Origin of the sequence: Francisella sp. SYW-9, from assembly GCF_008711465.1 — a bacterium.
GTDB lineage: Bacteria > Pseudomonadota > Gammaproteobacteria > Francisellales > Francisellaceae > Francisella.
On the sequence record NZ_VXKQ01000030.1, the window covers coordinates 104,193 to 118,026 of the forward strand.

Genomic DNA, 13,834 nt, shown 5'->3' on the forward strand with positions numbered 1-13,834 from the left:
TTTGTTAAGATTCACTGTATATTGTATAAGTATAAAACATAATTTAAAATATATAATACTTATCATTACAATAAGATTTACTTATATGAATACTCGTACACTTGAATATATCATCTCAGTATATGAGACTAAAAGCTTTATTACAGCGTCTGAAAGGTGCTTTGTAAGTCAACCAGCATTAAGTATGCAAATAAAAAAATTTGAGGAATATATTGGAGTACAGATATTCGAGCGAGGTTCTAAACAGGTTCTAATAACAAAACGTGGGATTAAAATAATTAACCAAGCATATAAGATTCTTGATGAAGTAAACAATTTACAAAGAATATCAAAACTATTACTTGAGAACGATAAAATAAGAATTGCTATTGGTGCTTTTCCAACCTTATGCCCATATTTAATGCCTAAAGTATTACCAATAATAAAACAAGAAATACCAAATATAAGTATCTCTGTAATTGAAGAAAAGACAGATATACTTGTAGATATGCTTGATCAAGGAAAAATTGATTTTGCCCTTTTAGCAACCCCAACAGACAATTACCAATTCAAAAGAAAAATGGTTTTAAAAGATAAGTTCTATGCTGCTGTAGCTAAGAATAATCCAATATCAAAAGGTAAAAGTATATGTGTTAGAGATCTGGTTAAAGAAAATCTTATGATTCTTGATGAAGGCCACTGTCTTCGTGATCAAACCTTAAAGCTCTGTGAGTTAGATGATTTTAATAATAGAGATTTTAAAGGCAGTAGCTTAGAGACATTAAGACAGATGGTCTCTATTGATGAAGGAGTAACATTAATACCTAAAATAGCTTGCACAAAAACAGAAAATATTAAGTATATAACTGTTGATAACGCAGAGTTTTATCGAGAAATAGATTTAGTTATGAGAAAAAGTTCTGTATATGATGATATTTTTGATAAGTTAGTAAAAATAATTTCTAAGAACTCTTAATTAGATCATAACGCTACTTAGTGTTAGTACTTTCAAATATTTTATCAGCAGATTTAGCAACAAAACCTTGGTATAGCTTACCGTCACTATCTTTATAGCGCTTTGCAAACTCATAATAACAAGATGGAATCTGTTTTTTACCATCTACAAAATTAACCTCAACTAAACCTGACATTGTACTTGATTGCTCTAATAAATCAGCTTGAGAACCTTTGATTTCTCCACCAGAGGAGTTAAGTTTAAAGCCATTTTCTTTAAGAAAATCATTAACTTCAGCAACTTCATCAAAGTTTTTAAGCTGATTAATGAAAACAGTAAAGTGATTTGCTTTAAAACCAAAAGCATAAAACCAAGCAGCATACTCAGATTCATCTAAAAGCTTTTTATACACTTCATAATTAATTTGCCAACTAGTACCTGATAGTAAAAGTTCTTCTGGCTTGTCTATTAAATTCTGTGGAATTGAATCAACACATTTACTAAGTGTCTTTTGTAAATTGTCAGAGAACTCTTTTGTTAAAAGTTGACTAATAAAAACCTTAGGTTGAGTTTCATCACTATGTTCAAGATGTATTGCTTTAAGTTTTTTGACCTCAAAATCATAATCATTGCAGATTTTATATCCTTTAGAAATAAATGCTTGTGCTAGCTTATGGATATTTATTCTATCATCATCTAATGTCCTTAGAGCAATATGATCATTTTCAGGATTTTCCCCATTTTTGACAAAGAGATCATAGATATCTTTTGCATGAGGATTATGTGTCATATATTGATCCCATAGCTTTTCTAAAATGTCTACACTCATATCGACTACTCCTCTAAGTTAAATTTAATGCCTTGAGCTAACGGTAAATCCCTACCATAGTTGATGGTATTAGTTTGCCTACGCATATATGCTTTCCAAGCATCTGAGCCAGCTTCACGGCCACCTCCAGTATGTTTTTCACCACCAAAAGCACCGCCAATTTCAGCTCCAGAAGTTCCAATATTTACATTAGCAATACCACAATCACTACCTAAGCTAGATAAGAACTTTTCAGCATTTTGTAGATTATCAGTAAATATAGAGCTTGATAAACCATATTTGACTGAGTTATTTAACTCTATAGCTTCTTCAATATCTGAATAAGGCATTATATATAATATTGGGCAAAAGTTTTCTTCTGCTACTATTGGCATATCTACTTTAGCTTCAATAATTGTTGGCTCAACAAAGAAACCTTCTTTTTCAATTCTTTTTCCACCTGTTAAGATTTTTCCACCTTGATTAACAGCCTCAGCTACAGTTTTTGTGAAGTTATCAACTGATGCTTGATCAATTACAGGCCCCATTAAATTATTCTGATCTAATGGATCACCAACTTTTATCTGCTTATAAGCATTGACCATTTTTTCTTTGACTAACTCATAAATAGATTTATGTACAAACAGCCTTCTTAAAGAAGTACATCTTTGTCCAGCTGTACCAACAGCTCCAAATACAGCAGCAGGGATAGCAAGTTTTAAATTAGCTGTTTCATCAATAATTGTTGCATTATTACCACCTAACTCTAAAATACTCTTACCAAATCTTTTAGCTACTTGTTGCCCAACATCTTGCCCAACTTTTGTTGAGCCTGTAAATGATACTAAATTAACTCTTTCATCATTTACCAAAAGCTTTGATACTTCGATCTCTTTAGAAATTACTGTGTGAAAAATCTCAGGATAGTTATACTCTTTAATAACTTTTTGACAAATATTATGTACAGCAATAGAACATAGCGGAGTTTTTTCAGATGGCTTCCAAATAACTGTATTGCCGCAAATCACTGCAATAAATGCGTTCCACGACCATACAGCAACTGGGAAGTTAAAAGCAGAAATTACACCAACAACTCCTAAAGGATGCCATTGTTCATACATACGATGCTCATCGCGCTCGGAATTCATCATCGCACCATAAAGCATTCTTGATTGGCCAACAGCAAAATCCGCCATATCAATCATCTCTTGAACTTCACCATCACCCTCTTGTTTAGATTTACCCATTTCTAAAGAAACTAAACTACCGAGATGATCTTTATTTTTACGCAGCTCTTCACCTATCAAACGTACCAATTCACCTCTCTTAGGAGCAGGTACTTGACGCCATCTCTTAGCAACATCTGTAGCTTTTGAAATAGCCTCTTGCATAACCTCTAGACCATGATTCTCTACCTTCGCCAAAAGCTTGCCATCAGCTGGGCTATAAGTTTCAATAGCATTACTGACATCATTATTTATATACTTTTCTAAACCTAAGTTTAACTCTTTTAAAATACTCATTTATCCACCTTTTTGAATTTTACTAGTCTGCTTGTATTAAAAGTCCTGAATCTCTATAGTACTGACCAAATTGATTATTATAGAAATCTTCTAAAGATATAGATTCTTGATTTATAAAACCACTTGGCTTATCTTTTGAATTAAGTAATAAATCTATACTTACACATAAACTTGTAGCTGTTGTTAATTGTAAAGCTGAAAAATGCTTAGCAAACATAACTTTCGAAGGATATTTCTGGGCAAAATGTCGTTCCGCTTTTACCTCTTTACGAACACCATCAACAGATACATAAATTAAAACTATATCTTGGTTGATTCTTGGTATAGCATTTTCCATGACCTTAACCATAGTATCTAAATCATCCCCCAACTTCATATCTTGCATTAGGAACTTCATTTTTTCACAATGGCCAGGATGGCGAATACTCTTATAGTTAATGTTTTTAACCTTGCCAGCATAGGTTTCTATCATTGAACCAATACCACCAGAGGTATTAAATGCTTCATAAGTAAGACCATCAATTTTTATTTCCTCAACATCTGCTAATGGAGCTAATGTTCTTTTTTTACCATCAACAACACCTTCACAAGGCTTAGCATATTCATTTACCAACCCTTCTGTTGACCATGTTAATCCATATTGTAAAGTATTTGAAACATTTAAAGGTAACGCTCCTACACGCATACGTACAGTATCAATGGATTGAAATTCTTTCATGAGGTTATTAGATACAATACTAATAAAGCCTGGAGCTAGGCCACACTGAGGAGCAAAGAAATTATTTTTTGCATTACTTGCTATATCTTTGATATAGTTAGTCGCCTCAACATCTTCAGTTAAATCAAAATAATTCACCTCTAGTTTACCTGCTAATTTTGCAATACCCTTATTAAAGAAAAATGGTAAACAAGAGATTATAGTTTTAATATTATGAAGTTTTATATACTTTCCTAACTCTTCTAAGTCAGTCGCATCTAACTCAACATATTTGAGGTTTTCGACATTTTTTTCTAAGACTGGTTTATTATTCGGAATAGTTTTGTCAATTAAATGGACTATATAATCGCCACTTTCTACCAGTAAGCAACTAGTTAAAGAACCAACTCTACCGGCACCTAATATTATCACTTCTTTCATAAGCATCTCCTTCAAACCTTATACATTAGTTATATCACTAGAATCTCACTGAGTAAACAACATTTATCTAAGTTTCTGCACGAGCTACAATTAAAGTACATTTAACTGTACTATATCTCCAAAATTTGATTATAATAATTTTATACTAAAGATTTTTTTGCAATTTGAGAGTAAATTGAAAAATATAGCTATTTGTAAGATATTGAAGTTAAATTTAGGAATTGCTATATTAGCTTTAATCACAGGTGCTATATATAGAATCTCTCAAGGTTCTAGCTCATCACTTGAACTGATCAATCTTGGTATATTACTTATTATCATTTCGCCATTATTAAGAATTTTTTTAGAATTAATATTTTTCATAAAAGAAAAAAATTACACATATATACTTATTTGCTTGATTTTATTTATAATAATCTTGATAAGTATTATTTGTTAGATAGTATATTGCATCTAAAAATGTTAATATTTCGCTTATCGTAATAATTTACTCATAAAGAGTTGGAAAGCTTATAGACATATGTTTACTAGTTTATCAGATAAATTACAGTCCTCTTTTAAAAAAATAAAAGGACAAACATCTCTTACAGAAGAAAATATTCAATCAGCCTTACGTGATATTAGAGTATCACTATTAGAGGCTGATGTTGCATTGCCTGTTGTTAAAAAATTTATAGCTAATATAAAAGAAAAAGCGATAGGAGAAGAAGTTAAAAAGAGCTTAACTCCTGATCAAACATTTATATCTTTTGTAAAAAAAGAGCTTGAAAATGCTCTTGGTGAAGAAGCAGTACCAATAAACCTTAAAACACAGCCTCCTGCAGTTATATTAATGGCTGGTTTACAGGGCGCTGGTAAAACTACATCTACAGCAAAACTTGCTAAATACTTAAAAGAACAACATAAGAAAAAGGTTATGGTAGTCAGTGCCGATGTCTATCGACCTGCAGCTATTGACCAGTTAAGGACTTTAGTAAATAGCTTAGAAGTTGACTTTTTTGAGTCAAATGTAAGTCAAAAACCTGATTATATAGTTACAGAAGCAATTAAATCAGCAAGAACTAAACTAGCTGATGTGCTAATCATCGATACTGCAGGTAGACTACATATCGATGAAAATATGATGAGCGAAATTAAGCAAATTCATAAAATTGCTAATCCAATAGAGACTTTCTTTACAGTTGATAGTATGACTGGTCAAGATGCCGCAGTTACAGCTAAAGCATTTAATGATGCTCTAGAGCTAACTGGTGTGATTTTGACTAAAACTGATGGTGATGCTAGAGGTGGTGCCGCCCTATCAATTAGAGAAATAACAGGTAAGCCAATTAAGTTTTTAGGTGTTGGTGAAAAAACAGATGCCTTAGAACCATTCTATCCAGATAGAGTTGCTTCTAAAATTTTAGGGATGGGAGATGTTCTTAGTTTAATTGAGAATATTGAACAAAAAACTGAGAAAAAATCTGCTGCCAAGCTTACAAAAAAACTAAAAAGTGGTAAAAGCTTTGATCTAGAAGATTTTAAGTCACAGATTATCCAAATGAAAAAAATGGGTGGTGTAGACTCTATCATGTCTAAACTACCTAACATGCCTGCTGCGGTTCCTGGAAATGTTGGAGATGATATGTTTAAGAAGATTGAGGCAATGATTGACTCAATGACTCCTCTTGAACGTAAAAAACCTGAGCTGATCAAACATAGTAGAAAACAAAGAATCATCAAAGGTTCTGGAACAACTATTCAAGATCTAAACAAGTTACTACAACAGCACACTCAAATGAAAAAAATGATGAAAAGTGTCGTTGGTAAAAAAGGTGGCATGGCAAATATGATGAAGCGTATGTCTGCTATGCAGGGTATGGGTAATATGTCTGGCCTTCTAGGTAAAAGAAAATAAGAATACATAAAATAAATAAGGATATCTAAGTCAATGATAGGTGATAAAAACTTTGATAAAGTTTCTAATATAAATATAAAAAAGGAAAAAGTATTGATTCCTGCGGAAGTTCTAATCCAAGATATACCTCTGCTAAAAACCTCTTTTGATACTGTAAAAAAATCTCGTAAAGAGATCGCAGATATTGTTCACGGTAGAGATGATAGAGTTGCAGTTGTCGTAGGACCTTGCTCTATTCATGATACAGAAGCTGCAATTGAATATGCAACTAGACTAAAAGAACAAGTTAAAAAGTTTGAAAAAGATATTCTAATCATCATGAGAGTATACTTTGAAAAACCTCGTACTACTATTGGCTGGAAAGGCCTAGTAAACGATCCAGATCTTGATAACTCATACAATATCAATAAAGGCTTAAGACTTGCTCGTACATTACTATCAGATGTTACAAATATGGGACTACCATGCGCAACTGAATTTTTAGATGTTATAACTCCTCAATATTTTGCAGAGCTTATAACATGGGGTGCAATCGGTGCAAGAACTGTTGAAAGCCAAGTACATAGAGAGTTAGCTTCTGGTCTTTCTGCTTCAATTGGTTTTAAAAACGCTACGAATGGTGATGTACAAGTAGCTGTAGATGCTATTAAATCTGCTACTTATCCTCATCATTTCTTAAGTACTACAAAATCTGGATCAACAGCTATCTTTGCAACTAAAGGTAACCAAAATGGTCACGTAATCTTACGTGGTGGAGCTTCTGGACCAAACTTCAAAAAAGAAGATGTTGATAGCTGTATTGCCAAGCTTAAAAAGGCTGATTTAGATACGAAAGTAATGATTGATTGTAGTCATGGTAATAGCCAAAAAGATCATACAAAACAAATTTCAGTATTAGCTGATATCTGTGAGCAAATCAAAACTGGTAACGATGTTTTCGGTGTGATGATCGAAAGTAACCTTGTTGCTGGAAACCAAGATATAAACAAAAAACCATTAGCTTATGGTCAAAGTGTTACAGATAAGTGTGTTGACTTTGATGATACTATCAAAATGCTTGAAATGTTATCTCAAGCTGTTCAACAAAGACGTAATGCTAAATCAGACAATAAAAGTAAAGAAGAATCTCAATTTTCACTTTTATAATAATCTTTAATTAATAAAATACTTAAAATATAATTTATCTTCTTGACTGATCTTGGCTTTCATAACTTCTTGCAAAGCTCTCTAATGATCCTTCTAAATTTTTTAGATTTTGGTTAGGTCTTCTATCTTCAGAAGATCCTTGATTTTTCCAAACAATTTCATCCCTTCTTTGCTCATTGCCATTTACAGATGGTCCATTAGATATTTGATTATATGAGTTGACCATTTGAGGCTTTTCAACATTTACTTGTTTAGCACCTTTAGTATCAACATTTGAAAAAGTCGGTACACCATTATTATTTGACTCATATATATTTGCAAAAGAAGTTGAGTAAAACAATATCGCTATAACTGATAAATATTTCTTAGCCATCTTATAAAATAAATTAATCTAATAACATTTATATTCTAACAGTAAAAAATATATTTAGTAAGCTTTAGAAGAAACTAGAAAGATATAATTATTAAATACTACTGAGGCTTTATACTAACTAATAAATTTTTGATAGTATAATCTCCATAGCCATTTTTACACTTATTATTATCTATAATACAATAAGCTTGGTAATCTTTTTCTTTACGGAATATAAACTCAAATATAGGAGTATTTTTAGGATAGCCATGAGGTGTTAATGTTTTACCTATAGCTACGTTGGCTTTATTTTTTGCTAATTTAGAAATAGTATTAAAAACATTATATGGCGCAAGTATACCCTTTGTAGTAATCGGTAAATTAAGAGTAGGATTAATTCTATGCTTATTTTTTGAACTAATTACTTTCACTTTTCCTTTATTAAAATTAGCTTTGTCTCCTGCACTTAAGTAATTCATGGTAACATTACTAACTCTAATAAAACCATTCTTACTAGCGATTTTTGAACCTATTGTAGAGAAGATATAAACCCCATTTTTACCATAGGCTGTCGCAGTAAATTTATTATTTTTACTACCATCACTTTCTAATAGTAATGCAGTATCTTCCTGATCAATCCCTATACCTATACTTTTATTTGTATCTATCATCGCCGAGATTAATCTACCGATTCTACCTAGTATACCAAAATGCGTATCTAAGATTACATTATTTGGTGCAAATGAAAAACCTGACATCTCTCCACCATTCTGTTTTTGCTGCAGCTGAACTAAATTTGGATTAGGATTAACTCTAGTATCATTAAAACTAGTACCATTTATAGTTCCATCTTTAACATGTTTTTTAGCAAGTCCTTGGCTTGTATGGAAATACATAATACCAAATGAGTTACTATCTGAATCATTTGCTCCACCAAATGTAATTTGCCCCTGAACAGCCATTCTTGCAGAAGTTCCTGCTACTAAAACACCTTGCTCAAATCTCTTATGTATAATTTTCATTAGCTGATTATAAGAACCATCATTCTTTAGCCATGTTCTTGAATGAAATGCTTGATTTCCTCCATTAAAAAATATTATATTAGCCTGATTAATAATTTTCTTATTTCTTTTACCTGCAATTGTAGATAAGTTAGTAGCATTTTTATAATTATCTATATGAGCAGTAATATGCGCTGTTATAAATCCATTATCTTCAAAAACCTTCTTATAGAAAGAATATGAAAGCTTATCACCATCTGCAGAGCTATCTGCTGCTGAAGTAATTATTGCAACTTTAGGACACTTAGAAGTATTCCATGAGCCACAAGAAATGCTTCTATCAAGTTTAAAACCGATAATATTAGCCATATCATTATAAATCTGCGGATAGTTCCCATCCAAATCGCCACCTATAAGAAATAATTTAGAGGCATATCCATTGTTAATAATAAAAAATGATATTAGTAGTAAAGTTGATATAATCTTTTTCATCTAAACATTAATTTACAATTAAGAATAAAAAATTAAATCACGACGATTTATAAATAACAAGCATCTAAACTGCGATTTATATACTTTTAAACTTAGAAAATATTTTAAATAAAATTTTTGATAATGATTAATTAATGAATAGCAAGATTTAAAAGCTGAGTCCCTTGACAAACAGCGCCCTTAATATGAACACTAATTATTGTTCCACCAAAAGGAAACTTAAGAGGCTTAACTTCCATTGTTGAAGTTTGAATATACTGTCCAACAACCTCACCTGCTTTAAAGTAATCTCCTGCTTTCACAAACCACTCATATAGTCCTCCTTCGACTGCTCGAACGGATTTGTAGTTAGATATATCATGATGGATTATCTCACTATGTAATCTATCAATCTCAAAAGATGAATCAATTACATTCTTAGATTTTAAATAGTTTAATACTCCTTGAGTCTGCATAGTAGCATCATCAAAGTTAATATACTCTTCAGATCCTAATTCTAAGGTAAAGCATTCTTTAAGAGTATCCTCATCTCTACCCTGTGCTTTAAACTCTTCTTGAAGCTTCCACCATGGAACAAAGATTGCCTCATCTAGTGCTCCTGTAAATTCATTAGGAATTACTAATGTATGCTTATAACCAAAAAGCTCAGCTGTTTTTTTAGCAAACTCAGGAGTATAAATATATGTAGTCGCGTCAGTATCCGTATGTAAATCTAAAACATAATCAGCCTTTTGAGCTTCTTTTTGGACTGTATAGTTTAGTCGTTTCGCTCGAGATAAAAACCACTCTTGTTCAAGCTCTTTGTCTATAGCTTCAGCTAAAAGTTTCTCAAAGGCTTTTTTATATTCAGCGGTTGATGAGTCTAAATGCTCTGTTACAAAAGCTTTATAGTCTATTTCTGGATTAAAATAATATCTATTCCAATTATCTCCTGTTGCTGAATCAAATCTTCCTTGATGCCCTGCTCCGATAAAATTATCTGCACCAATAGGATTACACTGTGGAATTAGACAAATATCTCCTTTAGGTTGGTGTTTTTTTAAATACTCTAAAAGTTTAATCATTACAGCATTTCCTTGCAATTCTGATGCATGCATACTTGCTTGCATATATACGCTTGGAGCTTGAGGATCAGAACCTTTTATTGTAATTTTTTCTATAAATATATCTTCACCATTTGATGCTTGGCTAACTTTAATTTTCTCTTTTGAAATATATTGCATTATTTGACTCTTAAAATTTTAAATATTAACTAATTTAACATATTTTTCTAGAATTATCTGATACACATGATAGCGATTAGATTAGAAAAATCAAAACCAAGTAAACTTTTGACCTCATCACTTTTAAGCAATGCAACTAACCCTGCTTTAGTATTATCATGTTTGAATAATTTTGTAACATTGCTATTATGTTCGGCTAGCTCTAGCTTTAAAATATCCTTTTCTAAAAATATTTTACAATTTTGATTTAAATTTGGATGATGTGCTAAACCATACTCGTACGCTTTTAACTGATTATCACTTAGTATCATATAGTTTATCTCTATAATATTTGCTCTTCTTCTACTACCCAATCTTGCATAGTATTTAGAAGCTCCGAGAATATATCTGCCATTAACAATAAATCAACCTCATGGCCATGATTATCTTCTTTATTTAAGTCCCTGATACCTTCTAAAAATTTTATAGACTTAAACTGTAGCTTAGTATTTGCAGTCATTGCTAATTGCTCACGCCAAACTATTGCTAGCTCAGTAATATATCCACCACCTTCGATAAAAGATTTAATGTTATCATTTAGCATTGAGCTTCCTTGGCATGAGATATTTGCAATGCTATCACCTATTGCGCTAGTTAGCTTACATTTTTCGGCTATTTCTACATCTAAAGGATGTGTATTTTCAACTAACCAATCTGTTAAGATATCTGTCTCTTCTTTTATTACTGGCTCAAACCTAGCTTCACATCTTTGCAACAGATCTAAAACTTCTGTTATTTGCTTATCTGAAACGCTATCAATAACAAGGTGATTATTCGTTAGATCTAAATAACCAAAAATCTTTTTAAATTTACTAAAAGCTTGTGGCAACAAGCGCTGCTCCATATCTTCTTTAATCTGAGTTTTTTCTTTCTTACTAACATATCGAGTTAATTCAAGCTCTTCTATATATTCTTGTGCTTGTTGATTTATAACTTGAGCAGGAAGTATTTTTTCCTCACTAAGAAGACAAAAAGCTACAAGATGGTTAAATTTAAATAAAACATTATCATCTTCTTTTATAAAAGGATTTACAAACCCTCTAGAAGACTTTTGAGAGTTACTACAAGAAACAAAATTTAACTTATTTATGGACTGTTCAAAGATATCCATATTAATATCTAAGATTTTAAATGCTGTAAGATTTTTAAAAAACATTCTAATTATCAATTTAAATATGTAGTCTCAAAATAATAAAGCATCTTAAGACAAAGTAGAACAGCAAAGAGACAAAATTTAATATTTTATAAGTTTTTGAGCTTATAATTTGTAGAATTTGAGTATTTTAAAGTTTAAAACAGCTTTAGTTGGACCTGTGGAAGAATATTCCATTATAATAAGCTCTTCAAATATAATATCCTAGAGAAATCATACATTACAAAAACATTATAATATTTGTTATAATAGCAAATCTTTATTTATATTAATTAAAAAATTCGGGAATTTCTATGTCACAAATAATTGTATGTGCAATGTACAAATTTGTTACCTTAAATGATTTTGAGGCTATGCGCCAACCTCTTCTAGATGTAATGATAAAAAATAACGTTAAAGGTACACTGCTTTTAGCAAATGAGGGAATTAATGGTACTGTAGCTGGGTCTCGCCACGGTATTGATAGTTTATTAGAGTATCTAAAGTCTGATTCACGCCTAGCAGATATTGATTATAAAGAATCATACCATGAGGAAATGCCTTTTTATCGATCAAAAGTAAAACTAAAAAAAGAAATTGTTACTTTAGGTATCGATGAAATAGATCCAAATAAAGTCTGTGGACAATACGTAAAACCAAAAGATTGGAACGCACTAATCTCAGATCCAGAAACACTTCTTATAGATACGCGTAATGAATATGAAATCGAAATAGGCACATTTAAAAATGCTGTAAATCCTCATACAGAAAACTTCAGAGAATTCCCTGAATATGTTGCTGAAAATTTAAATCCTAAAAAACATAAAAAAGTAGCTATGTTTTGTACCGGTGGTATTAGATGTGAGAAATCTACAGCTTTAATGAAAGCTAAAGGTTTTGATGAGGTTTATCATCTACAAGGTGGAATACTTAAATATCTTGAGGAAGTTCCAAAAGAAGAGTCAATGTGGCAAGGTGAATGTTTTGTATTTGATTCAAGAGTAGCTGTAAATCATGATTTAGAAAAAGGACATTATGATCAATGTTTTGCTTGTCGTATGCCAATTACAGAAGAAGATAAAAAGCGTCCTGAATACGAAAAAGGAATAAGTTGTCATCACTGTTATGATAAAGCTACAGAAAAGCAAAAATCTCGCTTTGCAGAGCGTGAGAAACAATCACAATTAGCTGCAGAAAGAGGCTTTTCTCATGTTGGTGATGGGGCTAAAAAATTAGCTGAAATAAATAAACTAAAAAAACAACAAGCAAAAGAAAAAGCTCGTCAGACTGCAAAAAATAAATAAAGATTTATAAAATTCTAACCATTCAAATAAATACCATTATCTTTAATTAGAATTTTCTTTTGCTTTAAAAGAGTCCCAATAGCTCGTTTAAATGCTGCTTTACTTATACCAAACTCTCTTTTTATATCCTCAGGATCAGATTTATCATTAAATGATGCTGAGCCCTCATGCTCTATAAGATATTTTTCGACAAGTATAGCATTTTTATCTAAATCTTTATGTACTAACTGTAATGATAGGTCTATACGTCCATCATCACGGATATTTCTAATATAACCTTTTATAGACTGTCCAAAGCTTAATCTTCTAAAGACTTCTGAACTATAGATTATTCCCCAATATAGATTATTTATAATCGCTTTATAACCAATATTTGTAGAGTTAGCAATTATAAGATCTACTTCTTGATTAGGCTTTAAATCATCACCTGCATAATCTTTGATAAATTTATTAATTTTTGAAGATGCTGTAATTCGTCCATTAATTTTATCAAGATATAAGTAAACAATGTACGACTTACCTACTTCAAAAGGACGATGTTGCTCTGCTAATGGTACAAATAAATCTTTTTCTAAACCCCAATCTAAAAAAGCACCGATTTTTGTTAGATTCTTTACTTGTAAATAAGCAACTTGACCTACTGTTGGAACATTTTTAGTTGTAGCAATAAGCTCTACTTTTGAATTATGATATAAAAAAACTTCTAAGCTATCACCAACTTCTGGAGTATGTTCAAGCTCTGATATTGATAATATTGCTTGACCTAACTCTAAAGCATCTAAAATTAAAATTTGTGATTTCTTTTCTAAAACTTTTAAGTTGTTATATTTTCCTATTGAAATCAA

At 31.1% G+C, this 13,834-nt stretch carries 14 protein-coding genes; 5 read left to right on the plus strand and 9 right to left on the minus strand.

Going from position 1 to position 13,834, the window contains the following annotated elements; genetic code table 11:
- Window positions 1-85 precede the first annotated feature (85 nt).
- A complete protein-coding gene (locus tag F3D62_RS10870; RefSeq protein WP_150468271.1) occupies window positions 86-955 on the plus strand; it encodes a LysR substrate-binding domain-containing protein in 870 nt (289 codons plus the stop codon).
- Window positions 956-968: 13 nt separating this feature from the next.
- On the opposite strand, the gene F3D62_RS10875 is transcribed toward F3D62_RS10870, so the two are convergent.
- From F3D62_RS10875 to F3D62_RS10885, 3 genes are read right to left on the minus strand one after another with little or no spacing between them, the layout of a single operon-like run.
- Window positions 969-1,763 (minus strand): DUF1338 domain-containing protein, encoded by a 795-nt coding sequence (locus F3D62_RS10875; RefSeq protein ID WP_150468272.1) that lies wholly within the window; start codon window positions 1,761-1,763, stop codon window positions 969-971.
- 5 nt (window positions 1,764-1,768) lie between these two features.
- Window positions 1,769-3,265: an aldehyde dehydrogenase family protein gene (locus tag F3D62_RS10880; protein ID WP_150468273.1), complete on the minus strand. Its 1,497-nt coding sequence runs from the start codon at window positions 3,263-3,265 to the stop codon at window positions 1,769-1,771.
- 22 nt (window positions 3,266-3,287) lie between these two features.
- On the minus strand, window positions 3,288-4,403 hold the full coding sequence (locus F3D62_RS10885) for a saccharopine dehydrogenase family protein (RefSeq protein WP_150468274.1): 1,116 nt from the start codon (window positions 4,401-4,403) through the stop codon (window positions 3,288-3,290).
- A gap of 202 nt (window positions 4,404-4,605) precedes the next feature.
- Here F3D62_RS10885 and F3D62_RS10890 point away from each other — a divergent pair, with 202 nt between their 5' ends.
- The 3 genes from F3D62_RS10890 to F3D62_RS10900 all read left to right on the plus strand — a co-directional run bounded on the left by F3D62_RS10890 (window position 4,606) and on the right by F3D62_RS10900 (window position 7,446).
- Entirely contained in the window at window positions 4,606-4,842 is a 237-nt protein-coding gene (locus F3D62_RS10890; protein ID WP_224732686.1) for a DUF1634 domain-containing protein, read from the plus strand.
- 81 nt (window positions 4,843-4,923) lie between these two features.
- Window positions 4,924-6,300, plus strand: a complete 1,377-nt coding sequence (gene ffh, locus F3D62_RS10895) for a signal recognition particle protein (protein ID WP_150468276.1) — start codon at window positions 4,924-4,926, stop codon at window positions 6,298-6,300.
- Between the two features lie 33 nt (window positions 6,301-6,333).
- Window positions 6,334-7,446, plus strand: a complete 1,113-nt coding sequence (locus F3D62_RS10900) for a 3-deoxy-7-phosphoheptulonate synthase (RefSeq protein ID WP_150468277.1) — start codon at window positions 6,334-6,336, stop codon at window positions 7,444-7,446.
- Window positions 7,447-7,480: 34 nt separating this feature from the next.
- On the opposite strand, the gene F3D62_RS10905 is transcribed toward F3D62_RS10900, so the two are convergent.
- The 5 genes from F3D62_RS10905 to rdgC all read right to left on the minus strand — a co-directional run bounded on the left by F3D62_RS10905 (window position 7,481) and on the right by rdgC (window position 11,709).
- Window positions 7,481-7,819, minus strand: coding sequence for a hypothetical protein (locus tag F3D62_RS10905; protein WP_150468278.1), 339 nt, complete (start codon window positions 7,817-7,819; stop codon window positions 7,481-7,483).
- Window positions 7,820-7,917: 98 nt separating this feature from the next.
- Window positions 7,918-9,291 (minus strand): cyanophycinase, encoded by a 1,374-nt coding sequence (locus tag F3D62_RS10910; protein ID WP_150468279.1) that lies wholly within the window; start codon window positions 9,289-9,291, stop codon window positions 7,918-7,920.
- Between the two features lie 131 nt (window positions 9,292-9,422).
- Window positions 9,423-10,517 carry a M14 family metallopeptidase gene (locus F3D62_RS10915; protein WP_318010100.1) on the minus strand — a complete coding sequence of 365 codons (1,095 nt, stop codon included), beginning with the start codon at window positions 10,515-10,517 and terminating at the stop codon, window positions 9,423-9,425.
- A gap of 50 nt (window positions 10,518-10,567) precedes the next feature.
- Window positions 10,568-10,825: a hypothetical protein gene (locus F3D62_RS10920; protein ID WP_150468281.1), complete on the minus strand. Its 258-nt coding sequence runs from the start codon at window positions 10,823-10,825 to the stop codon at window positions 10,568-10,570.
- Window positions 10,826-10,836: 11 nt separating this feature from the next.
- Window positions 10,837-11,709 (minus strand): recombination-associated protein RdgC, encoded by an 873-nt coding sequence (gene rdgC, locus F3D62_RS10925; protein ID WP_150468282.1) that lies wholly within the window; start codon window positions 11,707-11,709, stop codon window positions 10,837-10,839.
- 290 nt (window positions 11,710-11,999) lie between these two features.
- Here rdgC and F3D62_RS10930 point away from each other — a divergent pair, with 290 nt between their 5' ends.
- Complete coding sequence (locus F3D62_RS10930) at window positions 12,000-12,989, plus strand: rhodanese-related sulfurtransferase (RefSeq protein WP_150468283.1); 990 nt, start codon at window positions 12,000-12,002, stop codon at window positions 12,987-12,989.
- Between the two features lie 14 nt (window positions 12,990-13,003).
- Here the strand turns inward: F3D62_RS10930 and F3D62_RS10935 are convergent, their stop codons facing one another.
- Window positions 13,004-13,834: a S1 RNA-binding domain-containing protein gene (locus F3D62_RS10935; protein WP_150468284.1), complete on the minus strand. Its 831-nt coding sequence runs from the start codon at window positions 13,832-13,834 to the stop codon at window positions 13,004-13,006.

Bases quoted from the DNA above. Each gene is read 5' to 3' on its own strand.
- F3D62_RS10870 (WP_150468271.1), top strand. From the start codon at position 86: ATGAATACTCGTACACTTGAATATATCATCTCAGTATATGAGACTAAA.
- F3D62_RS10875 (WP_150468272.1), bottom strand. From the start codon at position 1,763: ATGAGTGTAGACATTTTAGAAAAGCTATGGGATCAATATATGACACAT.
- F3D62_RS10880 (WP_150468273.1), bottom strand. From the start codon at position 3,265: ATGAGTATTTTAAAAGAGTTAAACTTAGGTTTAGAAAAGTATATAAAT.
- F3D62_RS10885 (WP_150468274.1), bottom strand. From the start codon at position 4,403: ATGAAAGAAGTGATAATATTAGGTGCCGGTAGAGTTGGTTCTTTAACT.
- ffh (WP_150468276.1), top strand. From the start codon at position 4,924: ATGTTTACTAGTTTATCAGATAAATTACAGTCCTCTTTTAAAAAAATA.
- F3D62_RS10900 (WP_150468277.1), top strand. From the start codon at position 6,334: ATGATAGGTGATAAAAACTTTGATAAAGTTTCTAATATAAATATAAAA.
- F3D62_RS10905 (WP_150468278.1), bottom strand. From the start codon at position 7,819: ATGGCTAAGAAATATTTATCAGTTATAGCGATATTGTTTTACTCAACT.
- F3D62_RS10910 (WP_150468279.1), bottom strand. From the start codon at position 9,291: ATGAAAAAGATTATATCAACTTTACTACTAATATCATTTTTTATTATT.
- F3D62_RS10920 (WP_150468281.1), bottom strand. From the start codon at position 10,825: ATGATACTAAGTGATAATCAGTTAAAAGCGTACGAGTATGGTTTAGCA.
- rdgC (WP_150468282.1), bottom strand. From the start codon at position 11,709: ATGTTTTTTAAAAATCTTACAGCATTTAAAATCTTAGATATTAATATG.
- F3D62_RS10930 (WP_150468283.1), top strand. From the start codon at position 12,000: ATGTCACAAATAATTGTATGTGCAATGTACAAATTTGTTACCTTAAAT.